17 protein-coding genes are annotated in these 18,371 nt (G+C 71.7%); 11 read left to right on the top strand and 6 right to left on the bottom strand.

What is annotated here, in order from left to right; all coding sequences use genetic code 11:
* Positions 1-93 precede the first annotated feature (93 nt).
* A complete protein-coding gene (locus NS354_RS02030) occupies positions 94-1,821 on the bottom strand; it encodes a cytochrome c biogenesis protein DipZ (RefSeq protein WP_058592943.1) in 1,728 nt (575 codons plus the stop codon).
* A 398-nt stretch (positions 1,822-2,219) separates the two neighbouring features.
* On the opposite strand from NS354_RS02030, the gene NS354_RS02025 reads away from it, so the two are divergent.
* On the top strand, positions 2,220-2,897 hold the full coding sequence (locus tag NS354_RS02025) for a fasciclin domain-containing protein (RefSeq protein ID WP_010155542.1): 678 nt from the start codon (positions 2,220-2,222) through the stop codon (positions 2,895-2,897).
* Positions 2,898-3,094: 197 nt separating this feature from the next.
* Here the strand turns inward: NS354_RS02025 and NS354_RS02020 are convergent, their stop codons facing one another.
* Positions 3,095-4,114 (bottom strand): NADP-dependent oxidoreductase, encoded by a 1,020-nt coding sequence (locus tag NS354_RS02020; RefSeq protein WP_058592942.1) that lies wholly within the window; start codon positions 4,112-4,114, stop codon positions 3,095-3,097.
* A 113-nt stretch (positions 4,115-4,227) separates the two neighbouring features.
* Here NS354_RS02020 and NS354_RS02015 point away from each other — a divergent pair, with 113 nt between their 5' ends.
* From NS354_RS02015 to NS354_RS01985, 7 genes are all read left to right on the top strand, one after another.
* Positions 4,228-4,809: a TetR/AcrR family transcriptional regulator gene (locus NS354_RS02015; RefSeq protein ID WP_058592941.1), complete on the top strand. Its 582-nt coding sequence runs from the start codon at positions 4,228-4,230 to the stop codon at positions 4,807-4,809.
* Between the two features lie 253 nt (positions 4,810-5,062).
* On the top strand, positions 5,063-5,458 hold the full coding sequence (locus NS354_RS02010; protein ID WP_153002076.1) for a hypothetical protein: 396 nt from the start codon (positions 5,063-5,065) through the stop codon (positions 5,456-5,458).
* Positions 5,459-5,483: 25 nt separating this feature from the next.
* Positions 5,484-7,001 carry a S8/S53 family peptidase gene (locus NS354_RS02005; RefSeq protein WP_058592939.1) on the top strand — a complete coding sequence of 506 codons (1,518 nt, stop codon included), beginning with the start codon at positions 5,484-5,486 and terminating at the stop codon, positions 6,999-7,001.
* Entirely contained in the window at positions 6,998-8,359 is a 1,362-nt protein-coding gene (locus NS354_RS02000) for a hypothetical protein (RefSeq protein WP_153002075.1), read from the top strand. The genes NS354_RS02005 and NS354_RS02000 overlap by 4 nt, the downstream gene beginning before the upstream one ends.
* Positions 8,360-8,422: 63 nt before the next feature.
* Positions 8,423-9,568, top strand: coding sequence for an AAA family ATPase (locus tag NS354_RS01995; RefSeq protein WP_058592937.1), 1,146 nt, complete (start codon positions 8,423-8,425; stop codon positions 9,566-9,568).
* An 8-nt stretch (positions 9,569-9,576) separates the two neighbouring features.
* On the top strand, positions 9,577-10,242 hold the full coding sequence (locus NS354_RS01990) for a Pr6Pr family membrane protein (RefSeq protein ID WP_241490303.1): 666 nt from the start codon (positions 9,577-9,579) through the stop codon (positions 10,240-10,242).
* 54 nt (positions 10,243-10,296) lie between these two features.
* A complete protein-coding gene (locus NS354_RS01985) occupies positions 10,297-11,481 on the top strand; it encodes a MarP family serine protease (RefSeq protein WP_082677850.1) in 1,185 nt (394 codons plus the stop codon).
* 64 nt (positions 11,482-11,545) lie between these two features.
* Here the strand turns inward: NS354_RS01985 and NS354_RS01980 are convergent, their stop codons facing one another.
* Positions 11,546-12,169: a TetR/AcrR family transcriptional regulator gene (locus tag NS354_RS01980; RefSeq protein WP_058592935.1), complete on the bottom strand. Its 624-nt coding sequence runs from the start codon at positions 12,167-12,169 to the stop codon at positions 11,546-11,548.
* Positions 12,170-12,344: 175 nt separating this feature from the next.
* Here NS354_RS01980 and NS354_RS01975 point away from each other — a divergent pair, with 175 nt between their 5' ends.
* From NS354_RS01975 to NS354_RS01965, 3 genes are read left to right on the top strand one after another with little or no spacing between them, the layout of a single operon-like run.
* Positions 12,345-13,493: a zinc-dependent alcohol dehydrogenase gene (locus NS354_RS01975; RefSeq protein ID WP_058592934.1), complete on the top strand. Its 1,149-nt coding sequence runs from the start codon at positions 12,345-12,347 to the stop codon at positions 13,491-13,493.
* Between the two features lie 4 nt (positions 13,494-13,497).
* Positions 13,498-14,067 carry a hypothetical protein gene (locus NS354_RS01970; RefSeq protein WP_058592933.1) on the top strand — a complete coding sequence of 190 codons (570 nt, stop codon included), beginning with the start codon at positions 13,498-13,500 and terminating at the stop codon, positions 14,065-14,067.
* On the top strand, positions 14,060-14,845 hold the full coding sequence (locus tag NS354_RS01965) for an MBL fold metallo-hydrolase (RefSeq protein WP_241490302.1): 786 nt from the start codon (positions 14,060-14,062) through the stop codon (positions 14,843-14,845). Before NS354_RS01970 ends, NS354_RS01965 begins: the two co-directional genes overlap by 8 nt.
* A 124-nt stretch (positions 14,846-14,969) precedes the next feature.
* Here the strand turns inward: NS354_RS01965 and NS354_RS01960 are convergent, their stop codons facing one another.
* The 3 genes from NS354_RS01960 to NS354_RS01950 are packed head-to-tail and all read right to left on the bottom strand — an operon-like array spanning position 14,970 to position 18,276.
* Positions 14,970-16,136, bottom strand: a complete 1,167-nt coding sequence (locus NS354_RS01960) for a P1 family peptidase (protein ID WP_058592932.1) — start codon at positions 16,134-16,136, stop codon at positions 14,970-14,972.
* On the bottom strand, positions 16,133-16,774 hold the full coding sequence (locus tag NS354_RS01955; protein ID WP_058592931.1) for a TetR/AcrR family transcriptional regulator: 642 nt from the start codon (positions 16,772-16,774) through the stop codon (positions 16,133-16,135). The genes NS354_RS01960 and NS354_RS01955 overlap by 4 nt, the downstream gene beginning before the upstream one ends.
* A complete protein-coding gene (locus NS354_RS01950; RefSeq protein WP_058592930.1) occupies positions 16,774-18,276 on the bottom strand; it encodes an APC family permease in 1,503 nt (500 codons plus the stop codon). Before NS354_RS01950 ends, NS354_RS01955 begins: the two co-directional genes overlap by 1 nt.
* Positions 18,277-18,371 lie beyond the last annotated feature (95 nt).

Raw genomic sequence — 18,371 nt, 5'->3', positions numbered from 1 at the left:
TCCGCCTTCGTCGCATCCTGCGAGTCGCTTCGTCGCATCCCTGCGAGTGGTCTCGTCGCGTACATCGAACGCTCCTCCGCACCCGGATCCGCTCTACCCGAACGTGAACGAGTAGACCTGCACGCCCTCCGGCACGGTCATCTCGAGCACGCCCTCGGCGGGATCGTCCGCTTCGACCACCCGGTACGAGCGCGGCGTCCCGTCGATCTCGATGGTGCGGGTGCCGCCGCCCTCCACAGCGACTTCGATGGTGCCGCTGCCGGCGACGACGGTGCGCACCTCCTGCCCGCGGTAGTCGAGGCGGATCTTCGAACCGTCGCCCGCTCCGGCCGTCGGCGTCACGTACTGCGTCTCGACAGTCCATGCGCCGTCGAGCGCGAACGTGTCCTGCTGCTGCTGCTCCGGGAACTCGTACTCGCCCTCGCCTGCGCGGTACTCGCCGGGGCCGGCGAAGTTGCGATCCTTCGAGGAGCCGAGGAAGGTCTCGGGCGTGGTGCTCCCGACCTCGGGCGTGGCGTCGGAGACGTCCGTCTCCTCGGGGAGCTGCTCGTCGGGGTTCGCCTCCTCGAGCAGTTCGCGCATGAGCTTCTCCGTGGTCTCGTAGTTGCCCTCGCCGAAGGAGATGTGACGCACCGTGCCCTCAGCGTCGATGAGGTAGTGCGCGGGCCAGTACCGGTTGCGGTAGTTCGTCCACGTCGAGAGGTTGTTGTCCATGGCGACCGGGTACTCGATGCCGAAGTCCGCGATGCCGGCCTCGACGTTCGCCCGCTCCTTCTCGAACGCGTACTCGGGCGAGTGGACGCCGATCACCTGGAGGCCCTGGTCGCCGTAGGCCTCATCCCACGCGACCACGTGCGGGATGGAGCGCTGGCAGTTGATGCAGGAGTAGGCCCAGAAGTCGATGAGCACGACCTGCCCCTTGAGATCGTCGAGGTCGAGCGCCTCGCCGCCCGGCGTGTTCAGCCACGCCTCGATGCCCTTGATGGAGGGCGCCTTGCCGCACGACGCGAGCTCCTCCGCGTCGTTCGCGCACTTGTCGAGATCGCGGTTCTCGTCGGTGACGAGCCCGCCGAGGTTCAGCGCGCTCTGCCCGGCCTCGCTCTCGGCGAGATCCTTCTGGATGCCCGAGGTGTAGTCGGGCAGCAGGCGCTGAAGCGCCTGGGGCACGTTGAACGCGAGGCCGACGGCGAGCGCGATCAGCGCGACGCCGCCCACGATGCGCAGCACGCGCTCCCGCTTGCGGAAGCCGCGGATGCGCTGCGCGACCTTGCTCCCGGCGAGGGCGAACACGAGCAGCGGGATCGCGACGCCGACCGCGAAGGAGACCGTGAGCAGCACCGTCTCGATCCCGATCTGACCCGTCGCGCCTGCCACGATGATCGCGGCGAGCACGGGGCCCGCGCAGGGCACGAAGACCGTTCCGAGGGCGAGGCCCATGCCGAAGCCGTTGCCGCCCTCGCCGACCTTGCGCCGCGGCAGACGCTGGAACGGCTTCTCGAGCAGCTGCTCGAAACCGGGGAAGAGCATGCCGACGCCGATGATGAGCAGCACGGCGACGCCCGCCCAGCGGATCGCGCTCTGCGGAATGTTCAGCAGGCCGAGGAGCAGCGACCCGAGGAGCGTCACCACGGAGAAGCTGATCACGAGCCCCGCGATGATCCAGAACGGGCGGCTGCGCTTCGCCGCGATGACCTCGGGCGCCTTGCCGGGCGCCGCGGGCCGGGCCCCCGCCGTCAGGAAGATGACCGGGAGCACCGGCAGAATGCACGGCGATATGCCGGTGATGAGCCCGCCGAGCAGACCGATAAGCACGATATCCATGAGAAGCCTTCCTGTTGAGAGGTGCTTCGGAGCGGACGGCCGTTCGGATGGGTCGTGCGACCCGATGCACTCGCGGCACTTCGGGACCGCGGAGGATCCTCGCCCGGCATGCGTCGTGCGCAGGTGCGCGGGTCGCGGGCTCGCGCGCGCCCGCGTGCGCGCGCTCGCGCCTCCAGTGAGAGATGCGACAGAAGGTCCATTCGCGGGGCCGGATTCAGCAGAGATTCTGTCGCCTCTCCGTCAGCCGGCGCCCGCGGGGCACCCGGCAGCCAGACGGCCGAGCCCGCACGCGGGAGCCGCATCGAAAACTTTTCGAAGAATTTTCCATCCGACCCCAGGAGGGCTCCGAAGACGTTCACAAGCCGCGGAAAACTGCGGATCTCATCTGAGGAGGAACCATGTTCACCAAGAAGAAGACCCTCGGCGCCGCGTTCGCAATGACGCTGGTCGGCGCCGCAATGCTCACCGGCTGCTCGATGGGGGCATCGGACGAGGCGGCCGAGGATCAGACGACGGAGCAGACCGAGGAGTCGACGCCGATGGAGGAGCCGACGGAGTCGTCGGACGCGATGGATCCGGCCGCGAACCTCGTAGGCCCCGGTTGCGCGGCCTACGCCGAGGCGGTGCCGGACGGCGACGGATCGATCCAGGGCATGTCGCAGGATCCGGTCGCGGTGGCCGCATCGAACAACCCGATGCTGAAGACGCTCGTCTCGGCGGTCAGCGGCCAGCTGAACCCCGATGTGGATCTCGTCGACACGCTGAACGGTGACGAGTTCACCGTCTTCGCGCCGGTCGATGACGCGTTCGCCAAGATCGACGCGGGCACCATCGACACGCTGAAGACCGACAGCGACCTGCTCACCAGCATCCTGACCTACCACGTGGTCCCCGGCCAGATCGAGCCGGCCGACATCGAGGGCATGCACACCACCGTGCAGGGTGCCGATCTCGAGGTGACCGGTTCGGGCGACGAGCTGATGGTCAACGACGCGAACGTGATCTGCGGCGGCGTGCAGACTGCCAACGCGACCGTGTACCTGGTCGACAGCGTGCTGATGCCGCCGGCCGAGTAATCTCGCCGGCCTGCAAGACCCGGCATCGGAGTCCGCGTCGACGCGGTCCGATCGCCTGCAAGACCAATGTGCCCGTCGCTCGCACAGGAGAGGCGGGCACATTGCTGTACCGATGGGCAGCGCCCGCGGTCTCGGGAGAGAGCGCGGGCGCTGCGTCGTGCGCGGCCGGGGACGAGCGCCGTCCGCACACCGGCGGGCTACACCCGCACGAGCATCTTGCCGGTGTTGGCCCCGCGCATCATGTCGAGGAACGCGTCGACCGTGTGCTCGATGCCGTCGACGATGGTCTCGTCGTAGGCGATGTCTCCCGCGGCGAACCACTGCGCCATGCGCTCCTGGAACTCGGGCGCGTGCTGCAGGTGCTTGCCGACGGTGAAGCCCTCGAGCGTGAGGGCCCGGGTGATGATGTTCGCCATGTTGTCGGGCCCGGGGGCGGCCTCGGACGTGTTGTACTGGGAGATGGCGCCGCAGAGCGCCGCGCGACCGTCGTCGTTGAAGGCGTCGAGTGCGGCTTCGAGGTGATCGCCGCCGACGTTGTCGAAGAAGACGTCGATACCGCCGGGGGCCGCCTCGGCGAGCTGGGCGCGCACGTCGCCGTCCTTGTAGTTGAACGCCGCGTCGTAGCCGTACTTCTCGGTGAGCAGCGCGACCTTCTCGGCGGATCCCGCGGAGCCGACCACCCGGCCCGCTCCGAGGAGCTTCGCGATCTGCCCGGCTGCGGTGCCGACCGCTCCGGCGGCGCCGGAGATGAAGACGGTGTCCCCCTCCCGCATCTTCGCGATGGCGGTGAGGCCGACGTAGGCGGTCAGCCCGGTCATGCCCATGATGTGGAGGCGCAGCGAGAGCGGCGCGCCGGGGATCTCGGGAACGACGCGGAAGGTGCCGGCGTCGGCCTGCACGAGGTCCGACCACCCGTGCTGGTGGAGCACGACCGCGCCCTCGGGAACGTCGTCGGAGGCGGAGGCGATGACGCGGCCGATGGCCCCGCCCTGAATCTGCTCGCCGAGCGCGTAGGGCGCGACGTAGCTGCGGGCGTCGTTCATGCGCCCCCGCATGTAGGGGTCGACCGAGACGAACTCGTTGCGCACGCGCACCTCCCCCGGCTGCAGGTCGGCGAGCTCGACCTGCACGGTGCGGAAGTCGTCGTGGGTGGGCCAGCCGCTCGGCCGCGAGACGAGCTGGATCTGGGTGCTGATGGGTGCGGTGGGTGCGGTCACGATACCTCCAGGTGTTGGGCGATGGTGCGCCCTCGGGTGCCGGGCGGGGCCTCGGCTATTCGGAACGGTCGTTCCAATATATACTGGAACGACCGTTCCCGAAAGGCGCTCCCATGGCACGCACCGCTGGCTTCGACCGCAGAGCCGTCGTGCGCGCCGCGATGGACGTGTTCTGGTCCGTCGGCTACGAGGGCGCCGCGATCTCCGATCTCGAGCAGGCGACGGGGCTGCGGCGATCCAGCATCTACAACAGCTTCGGATCGAAGCGCGGTCTCTTCGACGCCGCCGTCGAGCAGTACCTCGATACGGTGATCCGCCCGCGCGTGCGCCTGCTGCACGACGACGAGGTCGCCCCCGACGCGATCGTCGCCTACCTGGAGGGGCTGCGCGCCGCACTCGCCGATCCCGCCTCGCACTCCGCCCGCAGCGGCTGCCTCCTCATCAACACGGCGGGCTCCCCGATCGGGCACGACGCGGCGGTCGCCGCGACGGTCGCCGCCTACCGGAGCGAACTCCGCGCAGCCCTCGGTCGCGGCGTCGCGGCCCGTCTGCCGCATCTCGAGCAGCGGGATGCGGATCGCCTGGCCGACGCCTGCACCGGGCAGGTCATCGCGGCGCTGGCCCTCGCCCGGATCGACGGCGCGAGCGCGGTCGCCGCCATCGACACGGCCCTCGCACTCATCCGCGCCGCCTGACGCCCCGTCGCGGACGGTGCGAGCGCAGGCGGGGCGCGTAGGGCGCACTGCATCTCCGAAGAGTCCTACTGCAATCCCGCCGGCGACATACTGCTTTCGCCCGCATCTGATACTGCAAAACGCGTGAGCACCGGGTGCGGTGCCGCGTCCATACCTACCGTCGATGGCACAGATCGATGCCGGCGTCGTGCGCATGCGCACCCGACGCCGTCGCTCGATGCAGTGACGCACGAGAGAGGTACGAGGACGACCCATGGGCGAACAGCGCATCAGTATGGAGAGCGGCTTCGCAGATCAGCTGGCACTCATTCGGAACACGGAGACGCAGTACCCCCGCGTCGACGAGATGCAGGCCGTGACCGGCCCCGGCAATGGACTGGGGAAGCACATCGCCAACGACTTGGCAGCCGGCGCCGGCCGCATGCATAGCGTCATCATGGACTTGGATCGCGACCTGCAGGCTCTGGAGCGCACCGTCGCCGCCGCGGTCGCCGATCAGCAGGAGACGGAGGCGTCGATCGCCGACGAGCTGCGCGCGGCACTGGCGCGCTTCGAGGTGGGCGTCGATGACGCGGGCGTCACCGGTGGCGCAGATGGCGCAGGGCCAGCGGCCGCGCGCCAGAGCCGGGGGGTGCCCGGTGCGGAGTAGATCGCGCAGTCGATGGAGCGCCACGGTGATCGTGACCGCTGCCGCAGCACTGGTCCTGGCGCCGGTGACGCCCGCGGCAGCGCAAACGGTGGGGGCTGACGAGCGAGCCGAGGGGCTCTGGCACGTCGACATGCTGGGCCTCGACGCGGTGCAGGCGGAGGGCGCGACCGGGGAGGGCGTGACGATCGCGGTCATCGACACGTTCATCAACCCCGACGTGCCGGAGCTGCAGGGCGCCGACGTGCAGGTGCGCGGATCCACCTGCGCAGACCCGGAGACGGGGGCGCCGAGGCAGATCGTGAGCGACGACCCCGCGCACGCAGCCCACGGCACGAACGTCGTGTCGATGCTGGTGGGCACCGGCCAGGCGGGCGACGGCGGCCCCGGCGCGCGGGGCGTCGCACCGGATGCCGAGGTCTGGTTCTACGGCGTCGGCTCCCTCGATGCGGCCGATCCGGAGCACTGCGCACTGCAGGATCCGACCGTGGAGGCCGACGGCATCGATCTCACCCGCGACCTCTCCTGGTTCGCCGGCGAGGTGGAGGAGAATATACAAGGACTGGGCGACCCGACGGCGCTCGCCGCCCGCGCAGCGATCCGCGACGGCGCCGATGTCATAACGATGTCGGTGCTCAGCGGATCGTCGGCCAACTGGGAGCAGGTCGCGTTCGAGTCGATGATCGCGGAGGTGCCCATCGTGTTCGGCGTGCTGAACCCGCTCCGGGAGCTGATGCTACCGGCCGGTCCGATCGGGACGAACGGCCTGTTCCCGGTGAACGCGATCGAGCCCGATGGCCGGCTGCTGACGGACCGGGAGACCGGCAAGTCGTCGGGCATGCTGAGCAACAACATCGCCGTCGCAGCGCCCGGCGACCAGCTGCTCGGCGTGGGCGGCGCCGACGGGTGGGGGCCGACGCTCATCGCGGGCACCTCGTACGCGACGCCCATCACCGCTGCGGCGGTGGCACTCGCCCTGGAGCAGCACCCCGAGGCCACGCCGTTCCAGGTGATGCAGGCCGTGCTGCGCACGACGGGTACCGGCGGAGCGCACGACATCGAGTGGGCGCAGGACCGTCTCGGAGCCGGATACCTGAACGTGCCCGAACTGCTCGCGGCCGACCCGCGAAATTTCCCCGACGAGAACCCGCAGTGGGTGACGAGTCTCGAGGATCCGCGATGCGTCGACGCCGAAGGCACCGAAGGGCACTTCGACGAGTCGAACGGGCTTCCCAGGTGCCACTGGACGACCGGCCCGTTTCCCGAGGGCCTCGATAAGTACCGTGCGGTGTACGTCGACGGGGAGCCGATCATGACGTTGGACGAACCGATCGAGACCCCGTACTCGAAACCTCAGACCGATGCCGGCGCCGAGGCGCAGACCGGGCGCGAGCCGTCGACCGTTTCGTCGCATCTGCGGACGTCGGTCGCCCTCGGCGCCGTGTCGCTCGTGGGCCTGGCGGCCGCCGGCGTCATCGTCTGGAGATCAGCTGCACGGCGCGCACGATCGCGAGGGCGCTCGGAGGAGCGGGGTGAGGCGTCATGAGCGAAGCCGAACGGCAACTCGAGGAGATCGCATCGAGCAGCGGGTGGGCGCTGCCCGCGCTGAGACCAATGGCCGGCGCGCTGGCGATGATCGGCGCCCGCATCCGGCGACTGGAGACCGAGATCCGCAGCGGTGCGTGGACGGGTGCGGCGGCGAGCGCGGCGGCCGCGCACCTGCACGCCGCCTTCGAGAGCCATGGGAACGCGAACGAGTGGGTGAACTCCGTATCCCGACTCCTCACCACCGCGAACACCGATATTCCGCACCGCGCCAACGAGCTGCTCGACGCGCTCCCCTCGGGGGATCTTCCGCTGGCCGTCTGGGACGCGTTCTCGCAGGGCCGGCACGCCGTGCTCACCGCGTACGGCGTCTCCGCGGTGGCCGCGGGTCCGAGGGGGCTGGAGCAGCTCAACGCGCACTTCGCGGACGCGCGCGAGCAGGCTGCTCAGGTAGCCAGGCGCGAGATCATCTTGATGATCGAGGCGCACAGTCGATCTGTGCAAGCCTGCATCGAGACCGGGTTCGCCCGGGTCGATGCCGCGGGCACGAGTCGCGACGGCGGAGGCAGCGGCGGCGCAGAAGACGGCGGTCCGCGCAGCGGCGGTGGCAGCGGGGGCGCCGAGCAGCCCGCCGGCGCCGGCGGCATCGGCTCGAGTGGCGGCGGCCCGGCACTCGCATCGCAGCCCGCCGCACATCAGACGGCGGCGACTCCTCCGCCGAGCGATGGAGCCCCGGTGCCGGGGCACCCGGGCGAGACGCCTGCTCCGAGAAGCCCGCACACGATCACCGATCCGGATGCGACCTCGCCCGGAGATCCCGCACCACGCCACGGCCGGCCCGGGGAGGGCCCCGGACGGGCGCACCCCGGCGATCCCGGCCCCGCAGGCGTCGCGCCGGTGCACCCCGGCTCCGGCCCGAGCGTCGACAGCACGCTCGACGGCTCCACGCTGCGCGGCGGGCCCGGGAGCACCGCGCGGACGGCGGCCGGACTCGCGGCCGCCGCGCGAGCGGCGGGCATCGGGGGCGGGAGCGGTGTCGGCGGGGCTCTCGCCGCGATTGCGGGCGCAGCCGGCACGGGTGCCCCTGGCGCGGCCGGCGGCGGCCCTCGCGGAACCGCCTCGGCTGCCGCCGGCAATGGGACCGGGCGCCCGTCGAGCGCCGGGTCGGGAGCGGGTCCGACCGGACGGGGCCTGCGCCCCGGCGGCGTCATGATGGGGGGCGGTGCAGGCGGAGCATCCGAGAAGGCGAAGACGACCACACGGTTCGGGCGCTACGTGGCGCCACGGCTCGAGGACGAGGAGTACGAGACGCCGCCCGCGCGGGCGTCGCGGGCCGGAAGTCGCGCACCGCACCCCTGACGCCCCGTCGAAGCGGCGCGGGTCGCCCCGGCGATTGTCGGCGGCCGCTGCGAGAATGCAGCCATGCTCACCACGTTCGCCGTCTCGGGGTACCGATCGCTCGTCGACCTCATCGTGCCGCTCAATCGGCTCACCGTGGTGTCGGGGGCGAACGGCACGGGTAAGTCGAACCTCTACCGCGCGATGCGGCTGCTCGCCGCCGCCGGGGAGGGGCGCATCATCGGCTCGATCGCGCGGGAGGGCGGGTTGGCGAGCGCGCTCTGGGCCGGCCCGAAGGTGGCCCGGCGCACCGCCGGGCCGGTGGCGGGCGGCGGCTCCCAGCACCCCGTCTCGCTGCGCCTCGGGTTCAGCTCGGAGGAGTTCGGCTACCTGACCGACCTCGGCCTCCCGCAGGTCGACTCGGGGCGCAGCTTCTTCGTGCAGGATCCCGAGGTGAAGCGCGAGCAGGTCTTCGTGGGGCCGTTCGCCCGGCCGGCGTCCGTCATCGTCGATCGCACGCGTACTGCGGTGCGCGTTCGGGACCCGGAGTGGCGAATGCTGGCGCAGACGCTCGGCCCGGGTCAGAGCGTGCTGCTCGACCTCGAAGACGCCGCGGCGCTTCCCGACACGCTGCGCCTGCGTCACCGCATGGCGCAGTGGCGGTTCTACGACCACTTCCGCACCGACCGCGAGGCCCCCTCCCGGGCCCCGCAGGTGGGCACCCGCACGCGGTGGCTCAGCGACGACGGCGCCGACCTCGCAGCCGTCTGGGCGACGGCGATCGAGGCCGATCAGCACCGCGACCTCGCCGCTGCGGTCGGCGACGCATTCCCGGGTTCGCAGGTGTCGATCGACGTCTCAGGCGGGGTGTTCCGGCTCATGCTCAGCCAACCTGGGCTCCTCCGCCCGCTCTCGACCGCCGAACTCTCGGACGGCACGCTGCGCTACCTCCTGCTCTGCGCGGCCCTCCTCCCCTCCGACCCGCCCCCGCTGATCGTCGTCAACGAGCCGGAGGCCTCGCTGCACGAGAATCTGATCCTGCCCCTCGCGTCGCTCATCGCCACCGCGGCGCAGCGCACACAGGTGATCGTCGTGACGCACTCGAGCGTGCTCCGCCGAGCGCTCGAGGGCGCGGGCTCGTCGATCGAGCTGATCTCGGAGGGACTCGGCACGGAGGTGGCGGGCCAGGGCCCGCTCGACGTGCCGCGCTGGGAATGGCCGAAGCGGTGACTCGCACGGTGACCAGCCGGAGCGAGTCGGAACGGGTTGCGGCGAGCGCCGCCCCTATCGCGGTCGCGGGGGCGCGCATCCTCGTGGGCGCCGCCGTCGTCGTCACGCTCATCGTCGCCTACGTCCAGGCGGGCGGCGGCCCCGCGTTCGACTTCTTCGGCTACTTCACGAACCTCACGAGCGCACTGTCGGCCGCCCTCCTCATCGCGGCCGGGTGCATCGGAATGCGGCGGAGCTCCGCGCCGCGGTGGCTTCCGCTCGGCCGTGGCACCGCGCTCGCATGCATGCTGATCGTGGCGGTCGTCTACAACGCCGTCGTGCCCGGCACCGGCTCGGCGGCGCCCTGGATCAGTGCGACGCTGCACGCCGCATTCCCCGCCCTGCTCCTGCTCGACTGGGTCTGCATCCACGATCGGCCACCGCTCCCCTGGCGCAGCCTCTGGGTCGTACTGCCGTACCCGCTCCTCTGGCTCGCGGTCGTGCTCCTGCGCGGAGCCACCGACGGATGGGTGCCGTACGGCTTCCTCCTGCCCGAGCGCGGCGCGGCCGCGCTGCTGGCGACGAGCGGTGCGCTGCTCGTCGCCCTCCTCGCGAGCGGCGCGCTGGTCTGGGCGCTCAGCCGAGTGCGGCTGCGCTCAGCGATCCTGCGGAGGGTTCCCAGCCCCGCTCAGTAGTGTTCCCGAGACGCAGCGGGCACGCGGCCCGCGCGCGGAAGGGGACGGGACCGGGTGCTGCCGATCGTCGACATCATCATCGTGGTCGTACTCATCGTGGCCGCGCTCGCCGGCGTGCGCTCCGGGTTCTTCTCCGTGCTCGGAGCCCTCGCGGGCCTCGTGGTCGGCTCGGCCGTATCGCCGTGGCTGCTGCCGCTCGTCGCCCGCGAGCTGCCCGAGAACGGGGCGCGCAGCGCCGCGGTCGTCGGTTCGGCGATCCTGCTGCTGGCTCTCGGAGCGTGGCTCGGTTCGCTCATCGGCAGGTTTCTGCGCCGCGGGGCGGATCGCCTCAAGCTCCGCGCCATCGAGCGCCTGCTGGGCGGGGCGCTCGGTCTCGTGGCCTCGGTGACGGCGGTCTCCCTCATCGGCGCCGCCATCGCCTCGTCGGGCGTGCCCGTCGTCTCGTCGGCCGTCGCCTCGTCCTCGGTGCTGCGCACCCTGCAGCAGTGGACGCCGAAACCGCTCACCGACGCGGCCGCCCGCCTGCACGCGGCGGTGCTCGGCGACACCGTGATCCCGACCGTCGACGCGCTGCTCGACTCCGATCTCGGCACGGAGACGCCCGCCGCCGCGATCGACACCGATGACCCCGCGCTGGCCTCGGCGGCGGCGTCGGTGGCGCGCATCTCGGGGCTCGCGTACGGCTGCGGCACGATGCCGACGGGCACCGGCTTCGTCGTGGCCGAGGATCGCATCGTCACGAACGCCCACGTCGTCGCCGGCATCGAACGGCCGCTCGTGGAACTGCCCGGGGAGCCCGCCCGCGACGGCACGGTCGTGTACTTCGATCCCGTCGACGACCTCGCCGTCATCGCCGCCGACGTGGATGCGAACCCGCTCCCCCTCGACGATTCGCTCGTCGCGGGCGGCGCCGGGGCAGTGCAGGGATACCCGTACGGCGGCCCCTTCACCACAGTGGCGGCGGGGGTGCTCGCCACGCGCGACGTGCCGATCTCCGACATCTACGGCTCGTCGACATCGCCGCGGTCGGTGCACGTGCTCTCCGCCGACGTGCGGCCCGGCAACTCCGGCGGTCCGCTGCTCACGGCCGAGGGCGGCGTCGCCGGGGTGATCTTCGCGCGCGACACGGAGCGCGCGAACGTGGGCTACGCGATGACGCTCGCCGAGCTGCTCCCCGTGCTCGCGACCCTCGACACGGCGCAGTCGCCCGTGCCGACCGGCGCCTGTCTCGCCGAGTGAGCCCCGCCCGGCCTCGCGCGCGGAGTCAGCGCACGGGGTCAGCGCACGGGGTCAGCGCGCGGAGTCAGCGCGCGGGTTCGGGGCGCAGGAGCAGCCGCACGAAGGGGAGGAAGCGGTCGACGCGGTCGGGCAGCGACCCCCAGCGATCCGCCATACCCGCCATCATCTGCGCGCCCACGTAAAGTTCGTTGATGACCTCCGCGAGCAGCCGCGGCGACTCGGTCGACGTGATCGACCCGTCGGCGACGCCCCGCTCGATCAGCATCGCCGCATTGGCCTGCCACGTGACGTAGGAGTTGTGGCCGTGATCCCGCAGCGCCTCCGGCAGGGAGTCGACGAGCTGCAGTCCGGCCTGCACGAGCCGGTCGGTCGCCATCAGATCGGCGAGCCGGCGCAGCATGACGACGATGGTCTCGTAGCCGTTGCGGCCCACGGCGAGCTCCTCGTCGAGTGCGGCCCGCATGCGCTCCTGCTGCACCGCGAGCACGGCCTCGGCGATGTCGTACTTGTTGCCGAAGTGGAAGTAGATGGAGCCCTGGCTCGCCCCCGCCTCGTCGGAGATGTCTTTCAGCTTCGCCTGGTCGTACGGGAGTCTCGAGAAGACCCGCCCCGACGCCTCGAGCAGCGCCATGCGCGTCTCGATGCCGCGCTGCTGCTTCGTCCCAGCGCCTTCGACGTGCGGTGCCATGGGCTCCCCCTCGGTGTCACTGCCTCGGCCCGAGCCGTCGGGCCCGTTCCAAGGTATCTGTCTCGCTGAGGAACATCATCCCCCACCCCCGGGTCCGTTACCTCACTCGACTCGCCCTGGCAAGGCACTCTCACTCGCCGCGCCGAGCTCTCAGGGTGGGGGGAGGAGGCACGAGATGAGAGCAATGACGTACCGCGGCCCGTACCAGGTGCGCGTCGAGAACAAAGCCGAACCGAGGATCGAGCACCCGAACGACGCGATCGTCAGGGTGACGCGGGCCGCGATCTGCGGATCCGACCTGCACCTGTACCACGGGCTGATCCCCGATACCCGGATCGGCCACACCTTCGGGCACGAGATCGTGGGAGTGGTCGAAGCGGTGGGGCCGTCGGTCGAGAGCCTGTCGCCGGGCGATCGAGTGATGGTGCCCTTCAACATCTCCTGCGGTTCGTGCTACTTCTGCGCGCGCGGCCTGCTGTCGAACTGCCACAACGTCAACCCGAACGCGACCGCCATCGGGGGCATCTACGGGTACTCGCACTCGGCGGGAGGCTACGACGGCGGGCAGGCGGAGCTCGTGCGCGTTCCGTTCGCCGACGTCGGCCCCGCGGTGATCCCCGACTGGCTGAGCGACGACGACGCGCTCATGCTGACCGACGCGTTCTCCACCGGATACTTCGGCGCGCAGCTCGGCGAGATCGCGGAGCGCGAGACCGTGGTCGTGCTGGGCGCGGGGCCCGTCGGGCTGGCCGCCGCGCGCTCCGCCTGGTTCATGGGCGCCGGCCGCGTCATCGTGGTCGACCACCTGGACTACCGGCTCGAGAAGGCCCGAACGTTCGCGTTCGCCGAGACTGTCGCCATCGGCGACCACCGCGATGTCGTCGTGGAGATGAAGCGGCTCACCGACGGGCTCGGGGCCGACGTCGTCATCGACGCGGTCGGGGCCGAGGCCGACGGCGGCGTGCTGCAGCACGTCACCGCCGCGAAGCTGAAGCTGCAGGGCGGATCGCCGGTGGCGCTCAACTGGGCGATCGACTCGGCTCGCAAGGGCGGCCGCGTGGCGGTGCTGGGGGCGTACGGGCCGCTCCCCTCCGCGATCCGGTTCGGAGACGCGATGAACAAGGGGCTGACGATCCGCGCGAACCAGGCGCCGGTGAAGCGGCAGTGGCCGCGCCTGCTCGAGCACATCCGCAACGGAGACGTGCACCCGGGCGAGCTGCTGACGCACCGCATTCCACTGGAGCACATCGCCGAGGGGTACCACCTGTTCTCCTCGAAACTCGACGACTGCATCAAGCCGGTCATTCTCACGGGAACGGAGTAGCACCATGCCGTATCGCGCCGAACACTCGAACCGGGCGCCCTCCTCCGACGAGCTGCGGGCGCGCATCCCGGGCTGGGGAGCCGACCTCGACGCCGCGCAGCGGCCGTCATGGCCGATGGAGACCGCCGAGCCGCAGCCGACCGGCGCGCACTGGGAGTTCCCAGAGCGCCAGCCCGACGACGGCAGCCGCGAGCGTTCGATCGAGCACGAGACGCTGCCTCCGGTGTTCGGCACCGCGCAGCCTCTGCGCGGGGTGTCGGGATCGATCCGGCGCCTCGCGTATCGCCGTTTCGGGGAGGGGAAGAACACGCGCTGGCTGCTCCTCGTGCTCGGCGATCGCGTCGAGGCGGTCGGCGCGCACCTGCGCTCGTTCGCCACCCTGCGCCCCGACAACCCTGTGACGCAGACGGGTGTGCTCGGCGAACTGCGCGCGCACCCCGTGCGCTCGCGGGTCGGGAGGGGCAGAGTCGATCTCCGGCACGCGTGGCTGGATCCGCTGATCGTCGCCGGCCCCTGGGTGCTCGGGGCGGCCCTCGTCGGGTCGCTGCTGCTGCGGGGGCGCCGTCGTGGATGAGGCGCGCCCCTCCCCGCCGGGCGACGGGGTGCGCCTCGTCGCCGACGACGTGGCGATGATCACCCGCGCGAATGTGAACTGCTACCTCGTGGATGCGACGGAGGGCCCCGTGCTGGTCGACGCCGGGCTGCCCGGGAGCCGGCGTCTGCTCGCGGAGGCGCTGACGATGTTCGGGCACCGGCCTCGAGATCTCGTCGCGGTGCTGCTGACGCACGCCCACTTCGACCACGTGGGCCTCTGCAGGGAGCTGCAGCACGACCACGGCGTGCCGGTGCACGTGCACGACGCCGATGCGCCGCTGCTGCGGTACCCCTACCGCTACGCGCATCAGTCCGCGCGCCTCAAGTACCCGCTGCGCTACCCCGCGGCGGTCCCCGGCCTCGGGCGCATGGTCGCTGCGGGGGCCCTCGGCGTGCGCGGCGTCGCGGAGCACCGCGACCTCCTCGACCGCGACGCGGCCACGCGCGGCTTCACCCCCGTATTCAGCCCGGGGCACACGTTCGGGCACTGCGCGCTGCAGTACCGGGCCTCGCGAGCCGGAACGCCCGTCGACGTGCTGTTCAGCGGCGACGCGCTCGTCACCTACGACCCGTACACGGGCAAGCGGGGCCCGCGCGTGGTCGCGCGGGCGGCGACGGCGGACGCCGATCTCGGGTTCCGCTCCCTCGACCCGCTCGCCCGCACCGGAGCGGAGCTCGTGCTGCCCGGCCACGGCGCCCCGTTCGAGCAGGGGGCGCCGCGAGCCGTGCAGGAGGCGCTGCGGGCCGGGGTGGACTGATGCACTGCGGGCCGGGGTGGACTGAGGCGCCGCGGGCCGGGGCGGACTCAGGCGCTGCGCGCCGGGGCGGACTCAGGCGCTGCGCGCCTCGCGGACGCGGCGGGCGCCCGCTCCGCACGGCGGGCTAGGACGCCCCGGAGAACGCAGCGCGCACCTCGTCGTGGGGCAGCGCGAAGCTGGCGTGGCCGTCGCGGCCCTCCATGTCGCGCGCCGCGACGAGTGCGTTCAGCACGGCCTCCTCGGTCGCCTCGACCACGGCGGTGTAGAGCGCGTCGATGGCGCCCCAGCTCACGTGGGCGAGGGTCTCGACCGTGCCGCCGGGGGTGCCCATCCGAGACCGCAGCCCGCCGCTGTTCGCGGTGGAGAACGCGAGGAAGATGTCGCCGGAGAAGTGGCTCCCCGTCGTGCCCGTGCGCGCGAGGCCGAGCGGCACGCGCCGCGCGAGGGCGCGGCACTGATCGGGGAGGAGGGGGGCGTCGGTCGCGACGACCACGATGACGCTGCCCGCGCCCGGCACCGCCCGTCCGAGCGCGGCGCCGCCCGCCGCTTCGACCTCGCGCTCGAACCAGTCGCTCGCCTCCATGGGGCACGGCGCCGCAGAGTCGCGCCCCAGCGGGCGGCCGACGACGCGCAGTTCGCGCCGCGATCCGAAGTTCGCCTGGAGCAGCACCCCGACCGTCCACTGCTGCTCGCCGGCGCGCACGAGTCGGGAGGAGGTTCCCGTGCCCCCCTTGAACCCGTAGCAGTTCATGCCCGTGCCACCGCCCACGTCGCCCTCGGCGATCGCGCCGGAGGCCGCCGAGTCGAGGGCGGCGCGCGCGTGCTCGGGCTGCACGGCGCCGGCGTTGATCGAGTTCAGATAGCCGTCCCACGTCTCGCCCACCACGGGCAGCATCCACTGGGCCGCGGCCGCCGGATGCCGCTCCGCCATCCACTCGTCCACGCCCTGGTGCACGGCCCCGACGGCGTGGGAGTTCGTGATCGCGATGGGCGTCTGCAGCTGGCCGGACTCCTCGATCCAGCTGCGGCCGGTGAGCTCGCCGTTGCCGTTGAGCACGGCGATGCCCGCCGCGCACGGGGCCCCCGCGAGGTCGGCGCCCCGGGGAAGGATCGCGGTGACTCCCGTGCGCGTCACCACCGGATCGTCGCCGATGAGCGTCGTGTAGCCGACGGTGAGACCGGGCACATCGGTGATCGCGTTCTCGATTCCGGGCTCCCCGTCGAGCGGCACTCCGAGGTCGCGGGCGCGCGGGCCGGGTCGCAGGCGGGGTCGGGCGGCGGGGGTCGTCATGCGGTCTCCTCGGAGTCGGTGCGCGCGGCGGGCGGGGTGCGGTCGCCGGTGAGGCGGCAGTCGAGTGCGATCTCCGCGAACTGCAGCGTGTTGGCGAGGTACGTCTCCCGCTGCCAGTTGTCGGGATCGAGCAGGTACAGGTCGTACGCGTCTTCGAGGGCGACGAGGTTGGCGGCGATCGCGGGCACGTCCATGCGCGGCGCGAAGGCGCCCAGGGCGACGCCGACGACGATGATGGAGGTGTACAGCGCGACCTGCCGTTCGAGGAGCAGGGCGATGTCGAGGCGGAACCGCGGCTGCTCGCGGGCGACCGCCGATGCCTCGTACACGATGCGCAGGTCGTCGCTGATGCGCTCGGGGATGCCGGCGTGGATCGTGGCGCGGAGTCGGTCGACGGGATCGCGATGCCCCTCGGCCACTGCGCGGCGGGCGTCGATGAACTCCCCGATCGCCCCGCGCACGGCCGCTTCGACGAGCTGGTCGAAGCTCTCGAAGTGGTAGAGCACGCTCCCGGCGCTCACCTGCGCGCGTTCGGCGACGGCGCGCACGCTCGCCCCCGACAGCCCGCGCTCGCCGATGATGCGCGTGGTCGCTTCGAGCAGGTCGCGTCGGCGCTGGGCGGTCTTGGCTGCTGCCATCAGTCGTTCTCCGTCTCCGTCTGGGGCACGACCGTGACGGTCTGCGTCAGCGCCGCGTACTTCTCCGGCGATCGCCGTCTCATCACGATAGCGACGACGACGCCGAAGGCGAACACGAGCGGCACGCAGGCGAGCATGAACCCGTTGATCGGCCCTTCGACGCCGGAGACGAGGTCGAAGTGGGTGGCGATGACGAGGAAGGCGGCGAGCAGCCCGGTCGCTCCGAGGATCGGCGCGACCACCACCTCCCAGACGCCGTGCCCGCGGCGATCCCTCCAGAAGAACCCGACGACGGAGATCGCGGCGATCCCCTGCGAGAAGACGAGGCCGGCCACGCCGATCGCGTAGCTCCAGAGTCCGACGCCGAGGAACGGGTCGGCCCCGGCCAGCACGGCGGCGAGGATCGCGATGAGGCTGATCGTGGTGAGCGTGAGGCTCGCCGTGAACGGCGACCGCATGCGGGGGTGGGTGCGCGCGAGCACGGCGGGCAGCAGCCGTTCGCGGCCGAGGGAGAAGAGGTAGCGCGAGCAGGCGTTGTGGAAGGCGAGCGTGCAGGCGAAGAAGCTGGTGACGATGAGCACTTCGACCGTCACTCCGGCCCACGCGCCGAGCGCGTTCTCGCCGGCGATGAACATCATCTCCTCGAAGTTCTCCGATTGCGCGAGCGCGATGATGCCGTCGACGCCGAACGCCACGGTGAGCGACCAGAAGGTGAACGCGTAGAACACGGCGAGGAAGGCGATCGCGACGTAGGTCGCGCGGGGCACGGTGCGTCTCGGGCGCTTCGCCTCCTCGGCGTAGATCACGGTGCCCTCGAAGCCGAGGAAGGCGCCGAATCCGAACACGAAGAGCGCGCTCGCGCCCGAGGCGAAGAGCACGTTGCGGGGGTCGAAGGATGCGGCGGTCGCCTCGGCGATGTTCGCCCCGTTCTGCGCGATCGTGGCGAGCGCGATGATGAGGAGGATCGCGATCTCCGCGGTGAGGAGCACGGCGAGCACCTTGGCGCCGACGTCGATGCGCCGGTAGCCGAGCACGCCGACGGCGAGCACGGAGGCGATCGACCAGACGCCCCAGTGCAGGTCGAGACCGAGGAGGTGGGCGAATGTGAGTTGCGCGAAGAAGCCGAGCAGGGCGTAGAAGCAGATGCAGAGGAAGGCGTACGACACGATCGTGATGAAGGCGACGCCCACGCCGATCGGCTTGCCGAGGCCGGCTGCCGCGTACGCGTAGAAGGCGCCCGTGTTGCGCACGTAGCGCGACATCGCGGTGAAGCCGATGGCGAAGAGGATGAGCACGACGCCGCTCGCGAGCATCGCTCCCGGGGCGCCGATGCCGCCGACGAGGAACGCGAGCGGAGCCGAGCTCACCGCGACGGTCAGGGGGGCGGCGGCCGAGACGACGAAGAAGACGATGTCGAGGGTGCCGAGCTTGCCCGGGGCGAGGGCGCCGGCGGTGCCGGATGTGCTGCCCAGTGCGGGGGCGGGGTGGAGGTCGGGGGACACGAGAAACTCCTTCGTTCCGGTGCGAGCATCGGACGCGCGCGTCGCCCGATTTCTGAACGACTGTATCACTTTCTCGCCTCGAGTCCAGCAATTCC

The sequence above is a fragment of the Leucobacter chromiiresistens genome (genome assembly GCF_001477055.1).
Classification (GTDB): domain Bacteria; phylum Actinomycetota; class Actinomycetes; order Actinomycetales; family Microbacteriaceae; genus Leucobacter; species Leucobacter chromiiresistens_A.
Note: the sequence above shows the minus strand (reverse complement) of the source record. Positions and strands in the feature narration are given on the sequence as shown.